The following is a 15,999-nucleotide window of genomic DNA, read 5'->3' on the forward strand; positions in this document are numbered from 1 at the left end:
TGTCTATTTATACGAGAGGTCAATAACTTTAAACACGACTCAGGACATATAAAATCACGAGTTTTGTACGATTTTAAATCTGTTTTATGAAAAAAGACCGTCCTCTGCGGGACAGTCTATTTCTATTATTTTGATGCTGTGGACTTATAGGACAAAAACTAGTTAGCAGTTCTACCGTGAACGTCCGAAATCGACGGCAAACTTAGCGTACCCTTCTACCGTTAACCCTTCATAAAGCAACTCCGAATAGGCATTAGCGGCATCCGTTGCTTGCGGTGAGGTCAGGAACGTCACATGCGGACGCCCTGACCATGGGGCGAGGGACCAATGGCCGTCAGCTTTTGGCGTCAACGTCTTCATATGCCGCACGTATTCGGTCAGCACATGACGGTTTTCATCCGGTGAAGCAAGTATAATTCGCTCTCCACCCGGATTGACCAGCGCAGAGGAAAACGCGCGATAGTTATTCGTAACAACCAGATAATGTCGCTGCATATCCATCGGTTCGCCATCAAAAGACATCTGAATGATTCTGTGTGCATCTGGATCCTTTAGGCCCCCGTCAGCATCATATCTGGCTGGCTGTGTTACATCAATCTGATACCTGATACCGTCGATGATATCGAAATTAAAGCTTGGAAAATCAGAATTAATCAGCCCTTGCTCTTGTTCTGCTGAAGGATCAATTTGCCGGAATTGTCCAGCAGACCACTCCAGCCATTCCCGGATTTCCGTTCCGGTCAGTCGAACGACATGCAGCGTATTCGGAAAATTGTACAGATCGGCGATATGCTTGATCGCCAACGTTCCCACCGGAATATGGGTATAGTACGATGGGCCATATCTGCCGCCTGTTTTAAAAGGAGCTGCTGCCGACAGAACGGGCAATCCTTCGTACTCGCTCCCTTGCATCTGCTGCTTCACATACCACATTTGCGCATCATTCACGAGCTGAACCGAAGCATCATCCATCACCTGAGCAAAAAAGCTGTTCACCGCCACCGTCGTCTGACCTACAGGTGCACGAATATACTCTAGTGTTCCGGCGTGCTCTTCTGCTACCGACTGCTGAATGGCAGTATCCGGTTGTACCAGCGCCTCCTTGCGTATCGGATCATACACCGGGCGTACCTCGACAGCAGATGCAACCACCTGCCACTTTCCTCCACTAAAGGTCAACTCCAGATCAATGATCCCCAGATGATCCCCCCAAAAGCCCGGCTCCACTGCTGGGATATCGTGGATGGTACCTCGCTCTAGATCGACACCTGTTTTTCCCATAAACGAAGATCCTGGAAATACTTTATGGGCATGACCAAACACAATGGCGTCAATCCCTTCCACCCTGCTCAGATGCAGCACCGCATTTTCCATATCAAGTGTTTCGGGAATATCTTCGAAGCCAGCATGGGGCATGGCAATGATCAGATCGGCTCCCGCTGCCTTCATTTCTGGAATAAACCGTCTTGCTGTTTCCAGCATATCTTTGACAATGATTTTCCCCTCCAGCCACGCCTTGTCCCATTGCATAATTTGCGGAGGGACAAAGCCGATGACCCCTACCTTCAACAGATGCTTACCACCTGCTTCATCCTCTACCGTCTTATCCAGCAATAGATAAGGTGTAAAGTAGTTTTGTTCTTGTTCTCCCGTTATATAAATGTTGGCATTCACATATGGAAATTGCGCTCCTCGAAGGCAAGTCTGCAAGTATTCCAGTCCGTAGTTAAATTCATGATTCCCGATATTACCTGCCTCGTACCCAAGCAGATTCATGGCTTTATAGGCGGGATGCACCGCGCTCGGGTCCAGTCGGAGTCGCTGTACAGCATAATCTCCCATTGGATTCCCCTGAATCACATCTCCGTTATCCAGCAGCAGGTGATTGGGTGCCTCCGCCCGGGCTATTTGAATCAAGCTGGCTGTTTGCGCCAGACCGTAATGCAGCGTTTCCTGATCCGTATAATAATCGTAATTCCACAAGCTGACATGCAAATCGGTTGTAACCATAATACGGAATTTCACTCTCACAGGACTTACATTTTCATGGCCTGCCTTTTCGTTAATATCCAAAACATTCAATCTTGTTCTCTCCCTCAGCTTCGGTCATAGAGCTTGAACAAGTCTAACAGAGCACTGTTAAGAGAATGTTAATATGATAAATTTTACATTATTTTTACCAAAGTCAGGAGTGGTTTTTACCCTAGCAGCGGGACTAGCTGTTAAGATTTGGTTTGTCACAGCATTTACAGGTTTTTAATTTTATTTTCGTTATTACGATGTTTAGGGGGAAATTATTTTGTTCAAAAAAGCACTGACCTTGTGCATGACCTTCACACTGGCAGCGGGTCTAGCCGCTTGTGGCTCCAATGCAAGCAATAACAACAGCGCGTCCACTCCGGGTACAGATGGTTCTAAAAACGAAAGCACAGCCTATGTTCCTAAGGAGTTAAAGGTACAGTTCGTTCCTTCTCAAAATGCAGATACGCTCGAAGCCAAAGCCAAACCGCTCGAAAATCTACTGGGTGACAAGCTTGGAATCCCGGTGAAAGTAACCGTATCTCCTGACTACAATACGATTGTGGAAGCCATGTCTTCCAAACAGGTAGATGTAGGATTCCTTCCGCCGAATGCTTATGTACTGGCCCACGATAACCGTAAAGCAGCCGACTTGCTGTTGCAAGCTCAACGCTACGGAATTGAAGATGCCACAGGCAAGGACACGACTGAAAAAGTGAACTTTTATAAAGCCATGATCGTAGTGAAAAAGGATTCTCCGATTCAAAGTCTAGCTGATCTGAAAGGCAAGAAGGTTGGCTGGCAAAATGTAACCTCCTCCGCAGGCTACGTGTACCCTGCAGCAGAGCTGAAAAAAGCTGGCGTGGACCCGGACACGGATGTGCAGGGTGTAACAATCAAAGGCCACGATGCTGCTATTCTGGCGTTGCTGAACGGTCAGGTTGATGCGGTAGCTGTTTTCCAAGATGCACGTAACACGGTGAAGAAGGAAATCCCGGATGTATTTGAAAAAACTCGCGTCATTCATTACACAGCTAAAATTCCAAATGACACCGTCAGCGTACGTTCTGATATGGATCAAGCGTGGAGAGACAAGATCAGCCAAGCCTTTATTGACATTGCCAAAGACCCAGCAGGCGGCGAAATCATTAAAGAGATTTACACCCATGTAGGTTATGAAAAGGGCGACGATAAAAACTTCGACTCCGTGCGTGAATACGCCGAAGCTGTTGGTCAAGCGGTTAAGTAATCGGAGCAAGCAAGGTACTGTAATGAAGTAACAGCTACGAAACAGGCTTTACGAATGACAGGGCAGCACCGTCCATGTATTCATGGCGGTGTTGTTTTCATTCCACCCCATCGGGGGAGAAAGTTGGGAGCATATGATCGAATTTCGAAACGTATCGAAAACATACCCGAACGGCACCAAAGGGTTGAACAATATTAATTTGACGATTCAGGAGGGAGAAATGGTCGTCATCGTCGGCTTATCCGGTGCAGGTAAGTCTACCCTGCTGCGTTCCATTAACCGACTGCATGACATTACGTCCGGCGACATTATCGTGGGTGGCAGGTCCGTCACGTCTGCTGGAAGCAGCGAGCTGCGGCGCATTCGCCGTGATATCGGCATGATCTTTCAAAGCTTCAATCTGGTTAAGCGTTCGACGGTGCTCCGCAATGTACTTTCCGGCCGTGTCGGCTATCATTCGACGCTGCGAACCATTCTCGGCCTCTTCCCGAAGGAGGATATCGAACTGGCACTAACAGCGCTGGAGCGCGTGAACATCCGCGAAAAAGCCTACAGCCGGGCAGATGAGCTGTCCGGTGGCCAACAGCAGCGCGTATCCATCGCCCGCGCTCTGGCGCAAGAGGCTAAAATCATTCTGGCGGACGAGCCTGTCGCTTCGCTGGATCCGCTGACCACCCGCCAGGTGATGGATGACCTCCAGCGGATCAACCGTGAAATGCAGATTACGACCATCGTCAATCTGCATTTCATTGATCTCGCGCGCGAATATGCAACGCGGATCATCGGATTGCGCGCCGGAGAAGTGGTCTTTGACGGCACACCGAAGGAGGCTACGGATGAGGCCTTTGCGGAGATCTACGGCCGGGCCATCAAGCATGATGAGCTGCTGGGAGTGGGATCATGAAGCCCGACTCTACTGCCCAGCCGCTCTCTTCGACGCAACCGTCACCGCATGCTGGACCGCCGCAGCCAAGTAAGCCGCCCGCAGGGCCACCTTTGCCAGGACGCTATAAGCGTTACGCCACCTGGATAATCTTTATCGTAGTGCTGGTAGCCTGCTCCATTCATACGGATGCCACGCCTTACCAATTGATCGTTGGCTTACCGGAGATGGGCAAATTGCTGGAGGAAATGTTTCCTCCTGATTGGAGTTACTTGCCTACCATCTGGAAACCGATGCTGGAAACGATCCAGATCGCTATTGTCGGCACGACACTGGGAGCCATATTGGCGATCCCTGTCGCGTTGCTGTGTGCCTATAATGTAATGCCGCGCAAGCTGATTTCGCTGCCGATGCGCACGATCCTAAATCTAGTACGGACGATTCCCGATTTGCTGTTCGCCTCGATCTTTGTGGCGGTATTCGGCATCGGGCCGTTTGCAGGGATGCTCGCCCTGCTCTTCTTCTCCTTTGGCATTATAGCCAAGCTGACCTTTGAGGCGATTGAAGCCATTGATCCCGGACCACTGGAGGCCATGACTGCTGTTGGGGCGAGCCGCATCCAAGTCATCGCCTTTGGTGTGGTTCCGCAGGCTCTGCCTTATTTTGTGTCGTACTTGCTGTATACCTTTGAGGTCAATGTGCGCGCGGCTTCCGTTCTGGGCCTGGTTGGCGCTGGCGGTATCGGTCTGTTGCTTGACCGTTCTCTGGGGCTGTTCCGATATGATCGGGCAAGCATCATTATTCTACTGACCCTCGTCATCGTCCTTGCGATTGATTACGGCAGTAACCTGCTACGGAGGAAATTATTATGAATGATCCTACGCTTCGCAGACCTATTGGCTCCCGCCTGCGCCTATGGGCGATAGCTATTCTGCTAATCATCATTTATATTTGGGCTTTTCGCGGGATGCAGTTTGAAGGATTACAGGGAACGGCCAAAAGTGTCTCTGTCGCTATATTGGACGGCTTCCTTCATCCCGACTGGTCGTTCGTCTACATTCCTGAGGGAGAGGATTTACTGCGCGGGTTACTGGATACGCTGGTCATTTCAGTGCTCGGAACCTTCGTGTCCGCATTTGTCTGTCTTCCGTTCGCCTTTTGGGCGTCCAGCAATATGACCCGTCTGCGTCCCTTGTCAGGTAGCGGAAAATTTGTGCTTAGTGTCATCCGGGTATTTCCCGAAATGATCGTCGCCATCTTGTTTATCAAAGCCGTTGGACCCGGTTCATTTGCGGGTGTGCTTGCCCTCGGCATTCACTCCATAGGCATGCTGGCGAAGCTTTTCTCGGAAACGATCGAAAGTGTCGATCACGGGCCCCAGGAAGCTTTGATCGCGTGCGGTGCCAACCGTTGGCAGGTGATTTTCTTCGCCGTGCTACCGCAGGTGATTCCACAGTTTCTTTCGTATTCGCTTTATCGTTTTGAAATTAACATCCGTTCCGCTACCACGCTCGGTCTGGTCGGTGCAGGCGGTATCGGTACTCCACTACTATTTGCACTCCAAATGCGCAACTGGAACCGTGTAGGCGTTATCTTGCTCGGTATTGTAGTCCTGATCATTTTGACGGATCTGATTTCCGGCTGGCTGCGCAAACGGATCGTATAATTAGAATTCTAAACACCCAAAAAGCCTCTCCTGTGTAAAAAGGGACACGTTATGCTCCCATTCACTCGGAAGAGGCTTTTGCCGTTCAACATCTCTCTGCCAATTCATCTATGATCCGTCGGACTTCCTCAGCCGTATTGTAAAAATGCGGAGCCACACGGATAACATCCTTTCGTGCTGAAACGATCATATTTTGGCTTCTCAATCGCCTCTCTACAGCCGACACGTCGGCTACTTCAACAGCGAGCAGGCTTGGTAATGTGCCTCCCCTGTAAGGTACACGTATGTGTAACCCTTTGCGCCGTCCATGTTCAACGGAAAAATCCAACAACTCACTCATATAGGCCTGAATACTCGTGACTCCAATCTCCAGCAGCAGCTTTAAGGCCGCATTGGCGGCAAAAATGCTAATGAAAGAAGGCAATCCCGTCTCAAAGCGTCGGGCTCCCGCCGCCGGAACCGGGTGAGCAATATCAAACCGGGAAGCGGGCTCCTGCCCAAGCCAGCCCGTAAGACGGGGCTTGAAGCGGTCTATTCGATCCTTGCTTACATAAAGAAAAGCCACGCCCGGAATTCCAAGCATATATTTGCGTGCTCCAGCGACCAGAATATCTACGCCCATTGCCTTTACATCCACTGGAATAATCCCTACTGACTGATAGGCATCCACAAACAGCAACGCCTGATTTCGGTGAGCTATATCTGCAATGGATTTTAAATCCTGCTGAAATCCGTTGGTATAGTTCACTTGTGACACCATAACGAGCGCAGTTTTCTCCGTAACATGCTCCTCATACTGTTCTATTATCACTTCTCCCTCGATGGAGGGGATACAACAGATGTGATCACGGAACATCTCCTGTGCCTGCCAGATGTGTCCCACTGTCGGGAAGTCGGTGTCCGCATACACAATGCCTTCTTTTCCCGATACATAAGGAAGGGCTGTGGCCACCCCGGCAATCGCCTCAGAGGCTGAGGACAGGACCGCAATTTCGTCAGTCTCCGCCCCGATGAGCTTGGCAAAATGCCCTCTAGCCTCCTCCAAACGTGCCATAGACAGATCACCGTTATGACCGTGTTGCAGCAAACTTCGATGATATTCCTCAATGGCAGCGGAAACCGGCCTCGATACGGCCCCTTGGGAACAGCTCCCTACATGGATATGTGAGGACAGCACTGGAAACAGCTGACGGTAGGACTGAAACGGATGTTTCATTTTTCCCTTCGCTCCTCCTGGGCACACCAACGTGCCTTGATATGATCATTTTATTATCCATATCAGCCACCTTAGAACAAGGGCCTCTCTTCCCATCTTCTCGCCGTTAACAGACGATAGATGCAAAGAGAGGCCCTGAGGGATCATATACAAAATCATAAATTAATGCACGCGTTTGCGTCCAAACCAGCTTTTAAGCACCAAGGTTGCCAGAGCAAGTAACAATAATAACGAGGCCACCGCAAAAGATGCCGAGAACTGATATTCGTTATACAAAATTTCCACATGCAGCGGCAGTGTGTTCGTCTCTCCCCGGATATGTCCAGAGACAACGGAGACCGCACCAAACTCACCCATGGCTCGTGCATTACACAAAATGATGCCATACAGCAGACCCCACTTGATGTTCGGCAGCGTCACTTTCCAGAAAATACGCCAACCGCGCGCGCCCAGCGTGACCGCTGCTTCTTCCTCTTGCTGTCCCTGATCTTCCATCATTGGAATGAGTTCTCGCGCCACAAATGGAAAGGTGATGAACAGCGTCGCTAAAATAATACCAGGCAAAGCAAATATAATTTTAATATCATGCTCGTCCAGCCACGGTCCAAGCCAGCCCTGTGCACCAAACACTAATACATACATCAGTCCTCCGACGACAGGAGAGATGGCAAAGGGTAAATCAATCAAGGTGACCAGCAAGCCTTTGCCGCGAAATTGAAATTTCGTGATCAGCCAAGCGGCAGCTACACCAAATACCGTATTCAGCGGTACAGTGATCGCTGCCACCAGCAGCGTCAACCGCAATGCAGACATGGCATCTGGGTCTCGTAGCGCTTCGACGTATACGCCCCATCCTTGCTTGAGCGCTTCGGTAAGCACGACGATTAGCGGCAATACCAGTACCCAGAGCAAAGCTAAAAAAGCAGCACCAATCAGCGTCCACTTCACCCAAGGGGCTTCGGTTGTGACCCTGTTGGGCGGTGCAGATGAAGGCACTGGTGCAGAAGCAAGCTCCTGCCCAGTTATTGCTTGTGACATGGTGTATCCCTCCTTAGAACGCGGGTATTATGCGCAGCCCTGCATATTAACGTTAAACAATTATATTAACAGTTGCGTTTAGGCAGTTACGTTAAACTGCACGGCGCCGTGACCAGCGCTGAATGCTGTTAATCACGAATAACAGCACGAATGAAATCACCAACAGCATCAATGCTACCGCCGTAGCTCCTGCATAGTCATTTTGCTCCAGCTTGGACATTATGAGCAGTGGAGCAATTTCCGTCTTCATCGGCATATTGCCAGAAATGAAGACGACAGAGCCGTACTCGCCAATGCCACGGGCAAAGGCGAGCGCAAAACCCGTCAGCAGCGGTGGTACCAGCTCCGGCACAATAACGCTGCAGAAGATACGCCATCTGCCAGCTCCCAGCGTAGCAGCGACCTCCTCCTCGTCCTTGTCCAGTTCCTCCAGCACCGGCTGAACTGTCCGTACGACAAACGGAATGCCAATAAACATCAATGCTAGCGTAATCCCCGTCTGTGAGTACGCCATCCTCCATCCAAGCGGTTCGAACAACGAACCGATCCAGCCGTTCTGCGCATATAGGGCAGTTAGAGCAACCCCCGCTACCGCAGTAGGCAAAGCAAAGGGCAGATCAATCACCGCATCAAAAATTCGTTTCCCCGGAAATTCATAACGCACCAGCACCCAGGCTATCAATAAACCGAGAAACAGGTCGATCAGCGCCGCAGCCGCGGCACACAAAAAGCTAACCTTGTAGGAAGCCAGCACCCTGACATCAGTCGCCACGTCCCAAAATTTCTCCCACGTCAGTCCAGTTGAATTCAGAAGCAGTGCCGATAAAGGCACCAGCACCACCAGACTGAGATACAGCACACTATAACCCATTGTTAACCCGAACCCGGGAAGTACGCGTTTTCGAGTGGCTTGCACTTGACTCATGTTCTGTCCATCCCTCTCTGAATTCATTCACTATGACACTCGCGGCTACCAATCCAATCGTCTACACAGTCCACCTATTTTATGAACTGCCGGGTACATAAATCTGGTCAAAAATGCCTTTGTCGCTGAAATGCTTCTGCTGCGTCTCCTTCCATGTCCCGAATACATCCTTCAAGGTTACGAGCTCCAATTTAGGAAATTGATCCTTGAACTTTGCCGTCACACTCTCCAATGTTGGGCGATAATAATTTTCAGCAGCAATGGTCTGCCCTTCTTCACTGTACAAATATTTCAGGTACGCGTCCGCTACCTCGCGTGTACCTTTTTTATCTACCACCTTATCGACTATTGCTACCGGAGGTTCAGCTAATATACTGATCGATGGATATACGATATCGAATTTATCCGCACCCAGCTCCTTCACCGAGAGCAGTGCTTCATTTTCCCATGCAATCAGCACATCGCCAATTCCACGCTCTACGAAAGTCGTTGTCGCTCCACGTGCTCCGCTATCCAATACCGGCACATGCTTATACAGCTCCTGTACAAACTGCTGGGCCTTGGCTTCATCATTATTGTTCTTCTTGAGCGCATAAGCCCAGGCTGCAAGATAGTTCCAACGTGCTCCACCCGAAGTTTTAGGATTCGGTGTAATGACTTGCACATCGCCACGGATTAAATCGTCCCAGTCCTTAATCCCTTTCGGGTTCCCTTTGCGTACCAATAACACGATGGTTGAAGTGTACGGGGCGCTGTTATGCTCATATTTACTTTGCCATCCCTCTTGAACGAGTCCTTTTTCCTGTAGCGCATCAATATCATAGCCCAGAGCCAGAGTGACCACGTCCGCATCCAGCCCGTCCTGCACAGAACGACTTTGCTTGCCAGATCCTCCGTGAGATTGCTTAATCGTAACCTTCTGTCCTTTCTCCTTCTCCCAATGGGCGGCAAATGCTTTATTATATGCCTCATACAGCTCACGGGTCGGATCATAAGAAACATTGAGCAACTCCACGGCAGCAGAGCTACCATCTACCTCCGTCCCTCCCTTGCTTGCCCCGCAAGCGCTTAGCATCATCGTTAAAACCAAAGATAGTCCGAGAATAAGTCCACTTTTCCATTGCCTCTTCATCAAGACACCCCGAATTCTATGTAATTTGTATTCATTTACGCCTGTTATTTACAGACATAATTAAAAAAAGAGCGGAGAATTCCCTGATGCAGCCCTGTTAGGTCAAACCTGTCGTGTGGACAGTGTCTGCCTGCTGTTCCTAGAGGTTCTCCGCCAAAATGGCGAGATCAAACTTTAATTCTTTAATTCCTACCTGTTTAATGAGTTATACGGATATAATACGAGAGTTTAGGAGTGATGTCAAACCTTTTTTTGGTATGCATTATCTGTACTTTTCTTTCTTTAAGGGGGGCAGTCAGAAACATTGTATATGTTTCCGACCGTTTAGAGGTCATTTACACACGGGGTACGACTTAGTTGGCAACCGTTTCAAGATTAATCGAAAAGACTCCAAAAAGCTTCGGATTGTCCGTAGCCCTTCTCAACCACAGTTCACCTGATCCCACCATGACTCCCTGATAATTAACAAACAAATCATCTGTCTTTTGATTCACAAGCGCCTCGCGAATCGCGTCCGTAAAAATCTGATCATACTTGGCAATAAAATCTTTCTTATTCGGAATCGTTAACGACTTTTCACTATCATTAACACGCAGAGGGTACAAAATATAATCGGCCACTTTCTCCTTGTCATTGTCGGCAACTGCCTTCTGCAGCGCTTTGAACGTGTTCAAAAACGCTTTAGGATCTTGAATACCTGCTACCTCAAATGGATTTTGCGATGGATTGGAGGCTGCCGGAGAAGAAGAAGTATCCGATGAAGCAGCTGGAGCCGAAGGAGCTAACTTTTGTGCATCAGTATCGCTGTTTTCTGCACTCTCGCTCTCTTTCGCTGCTTTGTCATTTTGGGCTGAACCGCTACGATTACCACCGGCTCCATTCTCGATCACGCTTGTACTGCTTCCAGTATCAATGGTTTCAGCATTCTTATCCTGACCACAGCCAGTAAGTGCCACAAAAGTAAGTGTAAGTAAAATAGCTGTGAGTGACAGCCTCCGTGACATCTTTTGATTACCGAATTCATGGTTTATGGGCACAACGGGTCATCCTTTCTGCTTTCTGCTCTGACCTATTCTGTTCATTAAGTCTTCAACCGTTCTATTGTAACATAAGTAGACTAATGACCGCATGTCGTGCCCTTTCTGGAAGGAGCTTACAGTGTGATATAGGCGAAGGTTTTAACGCTTCCTTGCGATCCATCGTCCGTACTTACTTTCAAAATCAGCTCTTTTAAGGAGTCATTTGCTGCTTCATCCTGCCCTTCTGGCTTTACAAACAGCAGATCATGGCGTTCTCCTGGCTGCAACGTTCGACTGGAAAATCCGCTCGTTGTACCTTGCAAGTCCGATCCATTCGAACTGTTGAGCTTGTATTGTATGGGCTGCTTTCCAACATTCTTGATACTGATGTACAGCTTGCGCCCCTCTTCAAATTTAAAGTTCGTTCCGCCTTGTCCTTCAAAATGCATTCTTTGATCATGTACGATACGCTTCGCTGCGCTCCCATTCTCACTCTGTGCACTTAACGGAGCAGCCGAGTGCGCCTGACTCACCGATGATGTACTATGCATGGTAGTCGATATATTGGCAAGAGTGACATAACCCACGATTGCTCCGGCAACCCCAACCCAAACCCATTTCTCCACCATTTGATTTCCTCCTTCGTAAAAAAAGCCGAACTCATATCTATTATGAGTCCGGCTGTCATTTTTTTCAAACTTGATCAAAGGCACCCAAACGCAAGCGCTCCATCATATATTTCGTATTCCGTAATCATAGCTTATACGTTCAACGTGTTATGGGACTTTTTCTTTTTCTTATCCAATACAATATACGTCACAAATATAATTAGATAAGCCGCAATCAGCAAAGTGGAGAACAAATACATTGTTTTATAAGAGGTTAATCCAGCAACCATCCCCAGAACCAAAGAGCCTCCTCCAATGCCCAAATCGAAGAAATTATAAAAGGAGCCTACAGCGTCCTCTCGCTCATCTTCTCCGACCACACTGATTGCCCAAGCCTGCAAAGCTGGGAAAATAGCTCCAAAGCTCAAACCATACATCACAGCAGCAACCAAAAATTGTAACTCGGTCCGCGATGAGGCCACCATAACGATGGCGGCGATAAGCACAATCCCTGCAGGAATCAGGATATAAGCTGGGCCTTTGGTATCGAAAATTCTACCTGACACCAGTCGGACGAGGAAGCTTGCCATAGCCACAGTAAAGAAGAACCATGCTGCATTGGTAAAGCCCTGCTCCTTGGCAAATAAAGCCACGAAAGACATCACTCCACCTGCCACCACGCCAACCAGCAACGCAAGACAGGATTGCAGCAGCACTCTTTTTTCAAATAATTTAAAAGGAACCTTCTTTTTGCCCTGCACTGTATCCGCCGACATAGGTTTCGGAGCACGGCGACGAACCAATACGCTCATCACGAGCGACAACAGTAGAATTATAGCTCCCGTGGAAAACAGTCCGTTAAAACCTGATGCGTGAAGCATCCATATACCAATCAGTGGCCCCACTGAAATCGCTACGGTTTCACCTACGCCAAAGTAGCCCATTCCTTCCCCCATACGATGAGGCGGCAAATCATCTGAGGCTGAGGTAGCATACAACGTGCTCGCAATGCCGAATCCAAAGCCATGTACCAGCCGAAATACTAACAGCAGTACCAAACTACTGGAAAGCATGTAGCTTCCCGTTGCCAGCATACAAATCACAACTCCGATAATCAGAACATACTTCTTGTCCAAGAGCTGGATCAGCGTACCTGAAAATGGACGAATCAATATAGCAGAACACATAAACACGCCAGTCACCAATCCAATCTGGGATGGGCTGCCGCCAAGACTTTCCACAAACAGCGGCAGCGTAGGCATAAGCATTTCGAATGCCATGAACAATAAAGCGTTGGATATCATCAAAAAAATAAAGTTTCTGGACCAAAAGCTTTCTTTCACAGACACTGTTCTCTTCCCCCAATACAATCATGTTTACTTCGACTGCTCAGTTGTTCAGGCCCGAATCAAGCCATGCCAGTAAATATCCCAAGAGCTTTCCAGACGCAGATCAAAACCGTCGGTGCCGTTGTACACCAGTTCTACCAGCATGCCTTCAATCAAATTCATATAGGCTGTCGCGGCAGATTGAGCTGGAACACGAAGTTTAACCGATGTTTCAGTTGCCAGTCGCCCGTGTACCAAGCTGGTTTTATGCTGTACGTAGCGTGTGACCAAAGCCTGAACCTGGCTTTCCAGTGCAGATGGAATCAGAAAGCCGATATACAGAATCAGACGCAAATTCATAGCACTCTCATAGCGTTCCTTAAATTCAACGATTAGTCCGCGCAGGACAACTTCAAGTGATTGTTCGGATTGATCTTGAAAATAACGATCCAGTTCCAAAATCTCTTGATCCACCGCATCCTTAAATATGTCTAAAAACAAATCATCTTTGCTTTTAAAATGAGCATAAATGGACTGCTTTTTAATCCCTACCTCATCAGCTATCAGTTGCAGAGAGGACGCATCGTATCCCTTTTTCGCAAATTGCTGCAAGCTAACTGTTTTAATTTTCTGTAGTGTCATGCTTTTCCTCCAATACCTTACGAACGGTCGTCAGTTTATGGGTTCAGTATATTACCCTCACTTGAAATTGACAACCCCATTTTTAAATTCTGCCGTTCAATTGTCTGAGAACGAGGACAACAGAAAAGCCGGAAGCACCCTAAACTTAGGGCCTCCGGCTTCATATGCATGCTACTAATACGACTTTATGAGTAGGGCTTATCGCTTACTCTGTCACTGTTCCGTAGATTAGCACTGGCGCTTCCGCGTGATCTGCAATACGGATGTTCGCGTAGATTTTCTCCAGCACTTGGGCTACATCTTCACGGTTCGCATGGATAGTAACTAGCGAATCGCCTTTTTGAACAGCATCCCCGACCTTTTTGTTCAGCATCAAGCCGACGGCCAGATCAATCTCGGATTCTTTGGTCGCACGTCCTGCTCCAAGCAACATCGCTGCGGTACCGATTTCGTCAGCCACGATTTCAGCTACCACACCGTCCTGCTTCGCAGGCACCTCAATAAGATACTGTGCTTGCGGCAAGCGTTCAGGATGATCCACTACAGAAGCGTCACCGCCCTGATTCGCAATAAACTCTTTGAATTTTTCCAGTGCTTTGCCATTACGAATGACTTCTTTGAGCTTCTCTTCGGCGTTATCGAGGGAATCTGCCTTCCCTGCCAAAAATACCATCTGACTGCCCAAAGCCATGCACAGTTCTTCCAGATCTTTGGGTCCTTCGCCGCGCAGCGTATCAATTGCTTCTTTCACTTCCAGTGAGTTCCCGATAGCCAGACCCAGCGGCTGACTCATATCGGAAATGACTGCCATCGTTTTGCGACCCACATTGTTACCGATGCTCACCATGGCATGTGCCAGTGCTTTGGCATCATCTACAGTTTTCATAAATGCGCCTGCACCTGTTTTTACATCGAGCACGATAGCATCGGAGCCAGCAGCGATTTTCTTACTCATAATCGAGCTGGCAATCAGCGGGATCGAGTTGACCGTCGCCGTAACGTCACGCAAGGCATACAATTTTTTATCCGCAGGTGTCAGGTTACCGCTTTGTCCGATGACCGCAATTTTGCTGCGATTCACCAAATCCACAAATTCGTCCTTGCTGATTTCGACGTGGAAGCCTGCAATAGCTTCCAGTTTGTCGATCGTTCCTCCGGTATGTCCGAGGCCGCGTCCTGACATTTTGGCTACCGGAATGTCCAAGGCCGCTACGAGCGGAGCCAGTACCAGCGTTGTTGTATCACCCACGCCGCCAGTAGAATGCTTATCGACCTTTACACCTTCAATCGCGGACAGATCAATGGTATCACCCGAATGAACCATCGCCATCGTCAGATCAGCGCGTTCGCGTTCAGTCATATCTTTGAAGAAAATGGACATCGCCAATGCACTGACTTGATAATCGGGAATTTCACCCTGAGTGTAGCCTTGGATAATAAAATTAATTTCCTCCGTACTCAGTTCTTTTCCGTCACGTTTTTTCTCAATCAAGTCTACCATTCTCATATGTCATTTCTCCTCACTGTGCGTATGATCGTTTACAGAGATACTGCTGTATCCAGTGCAACTTCCATCATTTCTTTAAAGGTCGTTTGCCGTTCTTCTGCGGTCGTTTCTTCCCCCGTCAACAAATGATCGCTTACCGTCAGAATCGTCAGTGCGTTTACGCCAAACTTGGCTGCGAGCGTGTATAAAGCTGAAGTTTCCATCTCTACACCCAGCACGCCGTATTCCATCAGCTTTTGTACCACTGATTTATCATCACGGTAGAAGCTGTCTGAGCTGAATACATTGCCGACATGCATGTTCAAGCCTTTGGCAACACCACGATCATAAGCGCCCTTCAATAGATCGAAGCTGGCAATCGGCGAGTAGTCGTAGCCACCAAAAATATGGCGATTCATACCGGAATCCGTACAGGATGCTTGTGCCAAAATGACGTCACGAACGTGTACATGCTCCTTCATTCCGCCGCATGTACCCACGCGGAACAGGTTTTTCACACCGTATTCGCTAATCAGTTCGTTGACATAAATACTGATAGACGGCAGCCCCATCCCGGTTCCCTGTACAGATAGGCGTTTGCCTTGGTACGTACCCGTGAATCCGAGCATTCCGCGCACCTCGTTGTAGCAGGTCACGTCCTCCAGATATGTTTCAGCAATAAATTTTGCCCGTAGCGGGTCTCCTGGCAGCAAAATCGTTTCTGCAATCTCTCCAGGTTTGGCTCCAATGTGTACACTCATGTTTTTATTCCTCCGTCCCATTTGTCC

Annotated in this window: 15 protein-coding genes; 4 read left to right on the top strand and 11 right to left on the bottom strand. The window is 48.6% G+C overall.

What is annotated here, in order from left to right; genetic code table 11:
- Nucleotides 1-171 precede the first annotated feature (171 nt).
- Complete coding sequence (locus MKY16_RS21170) at nucleotides 172-2,082, bottom strand: bifunctional 2',3'-cyclic-nucleotide 2'-phosphodiesterase/3'-nucleotidase (RefSeq protein ID WP_340956913.1); 1,911 nt, start codon at nucleotides 2,080-2,082, stop codon at nucleotides 172-174.
- A gap of 217 nt (nucleotides 2,083-2,299) precedes the next feature.
- Between MKY16_RS21170 and MKY16_RS21175 the strand changes: the two genes are divergently transcribed.
- The 4 genes from MKY16_RS21175 to phnE (MKY16_RS21190) all read left to right on the top strand — a co-directional run bounded on the left by MKY16_RS21175 (nucleotide 2,300) and on the right by phnE (MKY16_RS21190) (nucleotide 5,817).
- A complete protein-coding gene (locus tag MKY16_RS21175) occupies nucleotides 2,300-3,268 on the top strand; it encodes a phosphate/phosphite/phosphonate ABC transporter substrate-binding protein (protein ID WP_025722520.1) in 969 nt (322 codons plus the stop codon).
- Between the two features lie 133 nt (nucleotides 3,269-3,401).
- Nucleotides 3,402-4,172, top strand: a complete 771-nt coding sequence (gene phnC, locus MKY16_RS21180; RefSeq protein WP_029519296.1) for a phosphonate ABC transporter ATP-binding protein — start codon at nucleotides 3,402-3,404, stop codon at nucleotides 4,170-4,172.
- A complete protein-coding gene (phnE, locus tag MKY16_RS21185; RefSeq protein ID WP_340956915.1) occupies nucleotides 4,169-5,023 on the top strand; it encodes a phosphonate ABC transporter, permease protein PhnE in 855 nt (284 codons plus the stop codon). The genes phnC and phnE (MKY16_RS21185) overlap by 4 nt, the downstream gene beginning before the upstream one ends.
- Nucleotides 5,020-5,817, top strand: a complete 798-nt coding sequence (gene phnE / locus MKY16_RS21190) for a phosphonate ABC transporter, permease protein PhnE (protein ID WP_013312028.1) — start codon at nucleotides 5,020-5,022, stop codon at nucleotides 5,815-5,817. The genes phnE (MKY16_RS21185) and phnE (MKY16_RS21190) overlap by 4 nt, the downstream gene beginning before the upstream one ends.
- A gap of 85 nt (nucleotides 5,818-5,902) precedes the next feature.
- On the opposite strand, the gene MKY16_RS21195 is transcribed toward phnE (MKY16_RS21190), so the two are convergent.
- From MKY16_RS21195 to deoD, 10 genes are all read right to left on the bottom strand, one after another.
- Entirely contained in the window at nucleotides 5,903-7,033 is a 1,131-nt protein-coding gene (locus MKY16_RS21195) for an aminotransferase class V-fold PLP-dependent enzyme (protein ID WP_340956916.1), read from the bottom strand.
- A 162-nt stretch (nucleotides 7,034-7,195) separates the two neighbouring features.
- Nucleotides 7,196-8,071 (bottom strand): sulfate ABC transporter permease subunit CysW, encoded by an 876-nt coding sequence (cysW, locus tag MKY16_RS21200; protein WP_069011947.1) that lies wholly within the window; start codon nucleotides 8,069-8,071, stop codon nucleotides 7,196-7,198.
- A gap of 91 nt (nucleotides 8,072-8,162) precedes the next feature.
- Nucleotides 8,163-8,996 carry a sulfate ABC transporter permease subunit CysT gene (cysT, locus tag MKY16_RS21205; RefSeq protein ID WP_103048302.1) on the bottom strand — a complete coding sequence of 278 codons (834 nt, stop codon included), beginning with the start codon at nucleotides 8,994-8,996 and terminating at the stop codon, nucleotides 8,163-8,165.
- Nucleotides 8,997-9,075: 79 nt separating this feature from the next.
- Complete coding sequence (locus MKY16_RS21210) at nucleotides 9,076-10,128, bottom strand: sulfate ABC transporter substrate-binding protein (RefSeq protein WP_069011943.1); 1,053 nt, start codon at nucleotides 10,126-10,128, stop codon at nucleotides 9,076-9,078.
- A 353-nt stretch (nucleotides 10,129-10,481) separates the two neighbouring features.
- Nucleotides 10,482-11,165, bottom strand: coding sequence for a hypothetical protein (locus MKY16_RS21215; protein ID WP_029519308.1), 684 nt, complete (start codon nucleotides 11,163-11,165; stop codon nucleotides 10,482-10,484).
- Nucleotides 11,166-11,281: 116 nt separating this feature from the next.
- Complete coding sequence (locus tag MKY16_RS21220) at nucleotides 11,282-11,776, bottom strand: hypothetical protein (RefSeq protein WP_029519310.1); 495 nt, start codon at nucleotides 11,774-11,776, stop codon at nucleotides 11,282-11,284.
- Nucleotides 11,777-11,907: 131 nt separating this feature from the next.
- Complete coding sequence (locus MKY16_RS21225) at nucleotides 11,908-13,104, bottom strand: MFS transporter (RefSeq protein WP_069011941.1); 1,197 nt, start codon at nucleotides 13,102-13,104, stop codon at nucleotides 11,908-11,910.
- A 48-nt stretch (nucleotides 13,105-13,152) separates the two neighbouring features.
- Nucleotides 13,153-13,725: a TetR/AcrR family transcriptional regulator gene (locus MKY16_RS21230; protein ID WP_029519317.1), complete on the bottom strand. Its 573-nt coding sequence runs from the start codon at nucleotides 13,723-13,725 to the stop codon at nucleotides 13,153-13,155.
- A 205-nt stretch (nucleotides 13,726-13,930) separates the two neighbouring features.
- Complete coding sequence (locus MKY16_RS21235; protein ID WP_029519318.1) at nucleotides 13,931-15,232, bottom strand: pyrimidine-nucleoside phosphorylase; 1,302 nt, start codon at nucleotides 15,230-15,232, stop codon at nucleotides 13,931-13,933.
- A gap of 32 nt (nucleotides 15,233-15,264) precedes the next feature.
- Nucleotides 15,265-15,972, bottom strand: a complete 708-nt coding sequence (deoD, locus tag MKY16_RS21240) for a purine-nucleoside phosphorylase (RefSeq protein WP_013312036.1) — start codon at nucleotides 15,970-15,972, stop codon at nucleotides 15,265-15,267.
- Nucleotides 15,973-15,999 lie beyond the last annotated feature (27 nt).

This window comes from Paenibacillus sp. FSL L8-0641 (genome assembly GCF_038006265.1).
GTDB lineage: Bacteria > Bacillota > Bacilli > Paenibacillales > Paenibacillaceae > Paenibacillus > Paenibacillus polymyxa_D.

What these genes read in the sequence shown, in the direction of transcription:
- phnE (WP_340956915.1), top strand. Translation starts at nt 4,169, where the DNA reads ATGAAGCCCGACTCTACTGCCCAGCCGCTCTCTTCGACGCAACCGTCA.
- MKY16_RS21210 (WP_069011943.1), bottom strand. Translation starts at nt 10,128, where the DNA reads ATGAAGAGGCAATGGAAAAGTGGACTTATTCTCGGACTATCTTTGGTT.
- cysT (WP_103048302.1), bottom strand. Translation starts at nt 8,996, where the DNA reads ATGAGTCAAGTGCAAGCCACTCGAAAACGCGTACTTCCCGGGTTCGGG.
- MKY16_RS21220 (WP_029519310.1), bottom strand. Translation starts at nt 11,776, where the DNA reads ATGGTGGAGAAATGGGTTTGGGTTGGGGTTGCCGGAGCAATCGTGGGT.
- phnC (WP_029519296.1), top strand. Translation starts at nt 3,402, where the DNA reads ATGATCGAATTTCGAAACGTATCGAAAACATACCCGAACGGCACCAAA.
- MKY16_RS21235 (WP_029519318.1), bottom strand. Translation starts at nt 15,232, where the DNA reads ATGAGAATGGTAGACTTGATTGAGAAAAAACGTGACGGAAAAGAACTG.
- phnE (WP_013312028.1), top strand. Translation starts at nt 5,020, where the DNA reads ATGAATGATCCTACGCTTCGCAGACCTATTGGCTCCCGCCTGCGCCTA.
- cysW (WP_069011947.1), bottom strand. Translation starts at nt 8,071, where the DNA reads ATGTCACAAGCAATAACTGGGCAGGAGCTTGCTTCTGCACCAGTGCCT.
- MKY16_RS21230 (WP_029519317.1), bottom strand. Translation starts at nt 13,725, where the DNA reads ATGACACTACAGAAAATTAAAACAGTTAGCTTGCAGCAATTTGCGAAA.
- MKY16_RS21195 (WP_340956916.1), bottom strand. Translation starts at nt 7,033, where the DNA reads ATGAAACATCCGTTTCAGTCCTACCGTCAGCTGTTTCCAGTGCTGTCC.
- deoD (WP_013312036.1), bottom strand. Translation starts at nt 15,972, where the DNA reads ATGAGTGTACACATTGGAGCCAAACCTGGAGAGATTGCAGAAACGATT.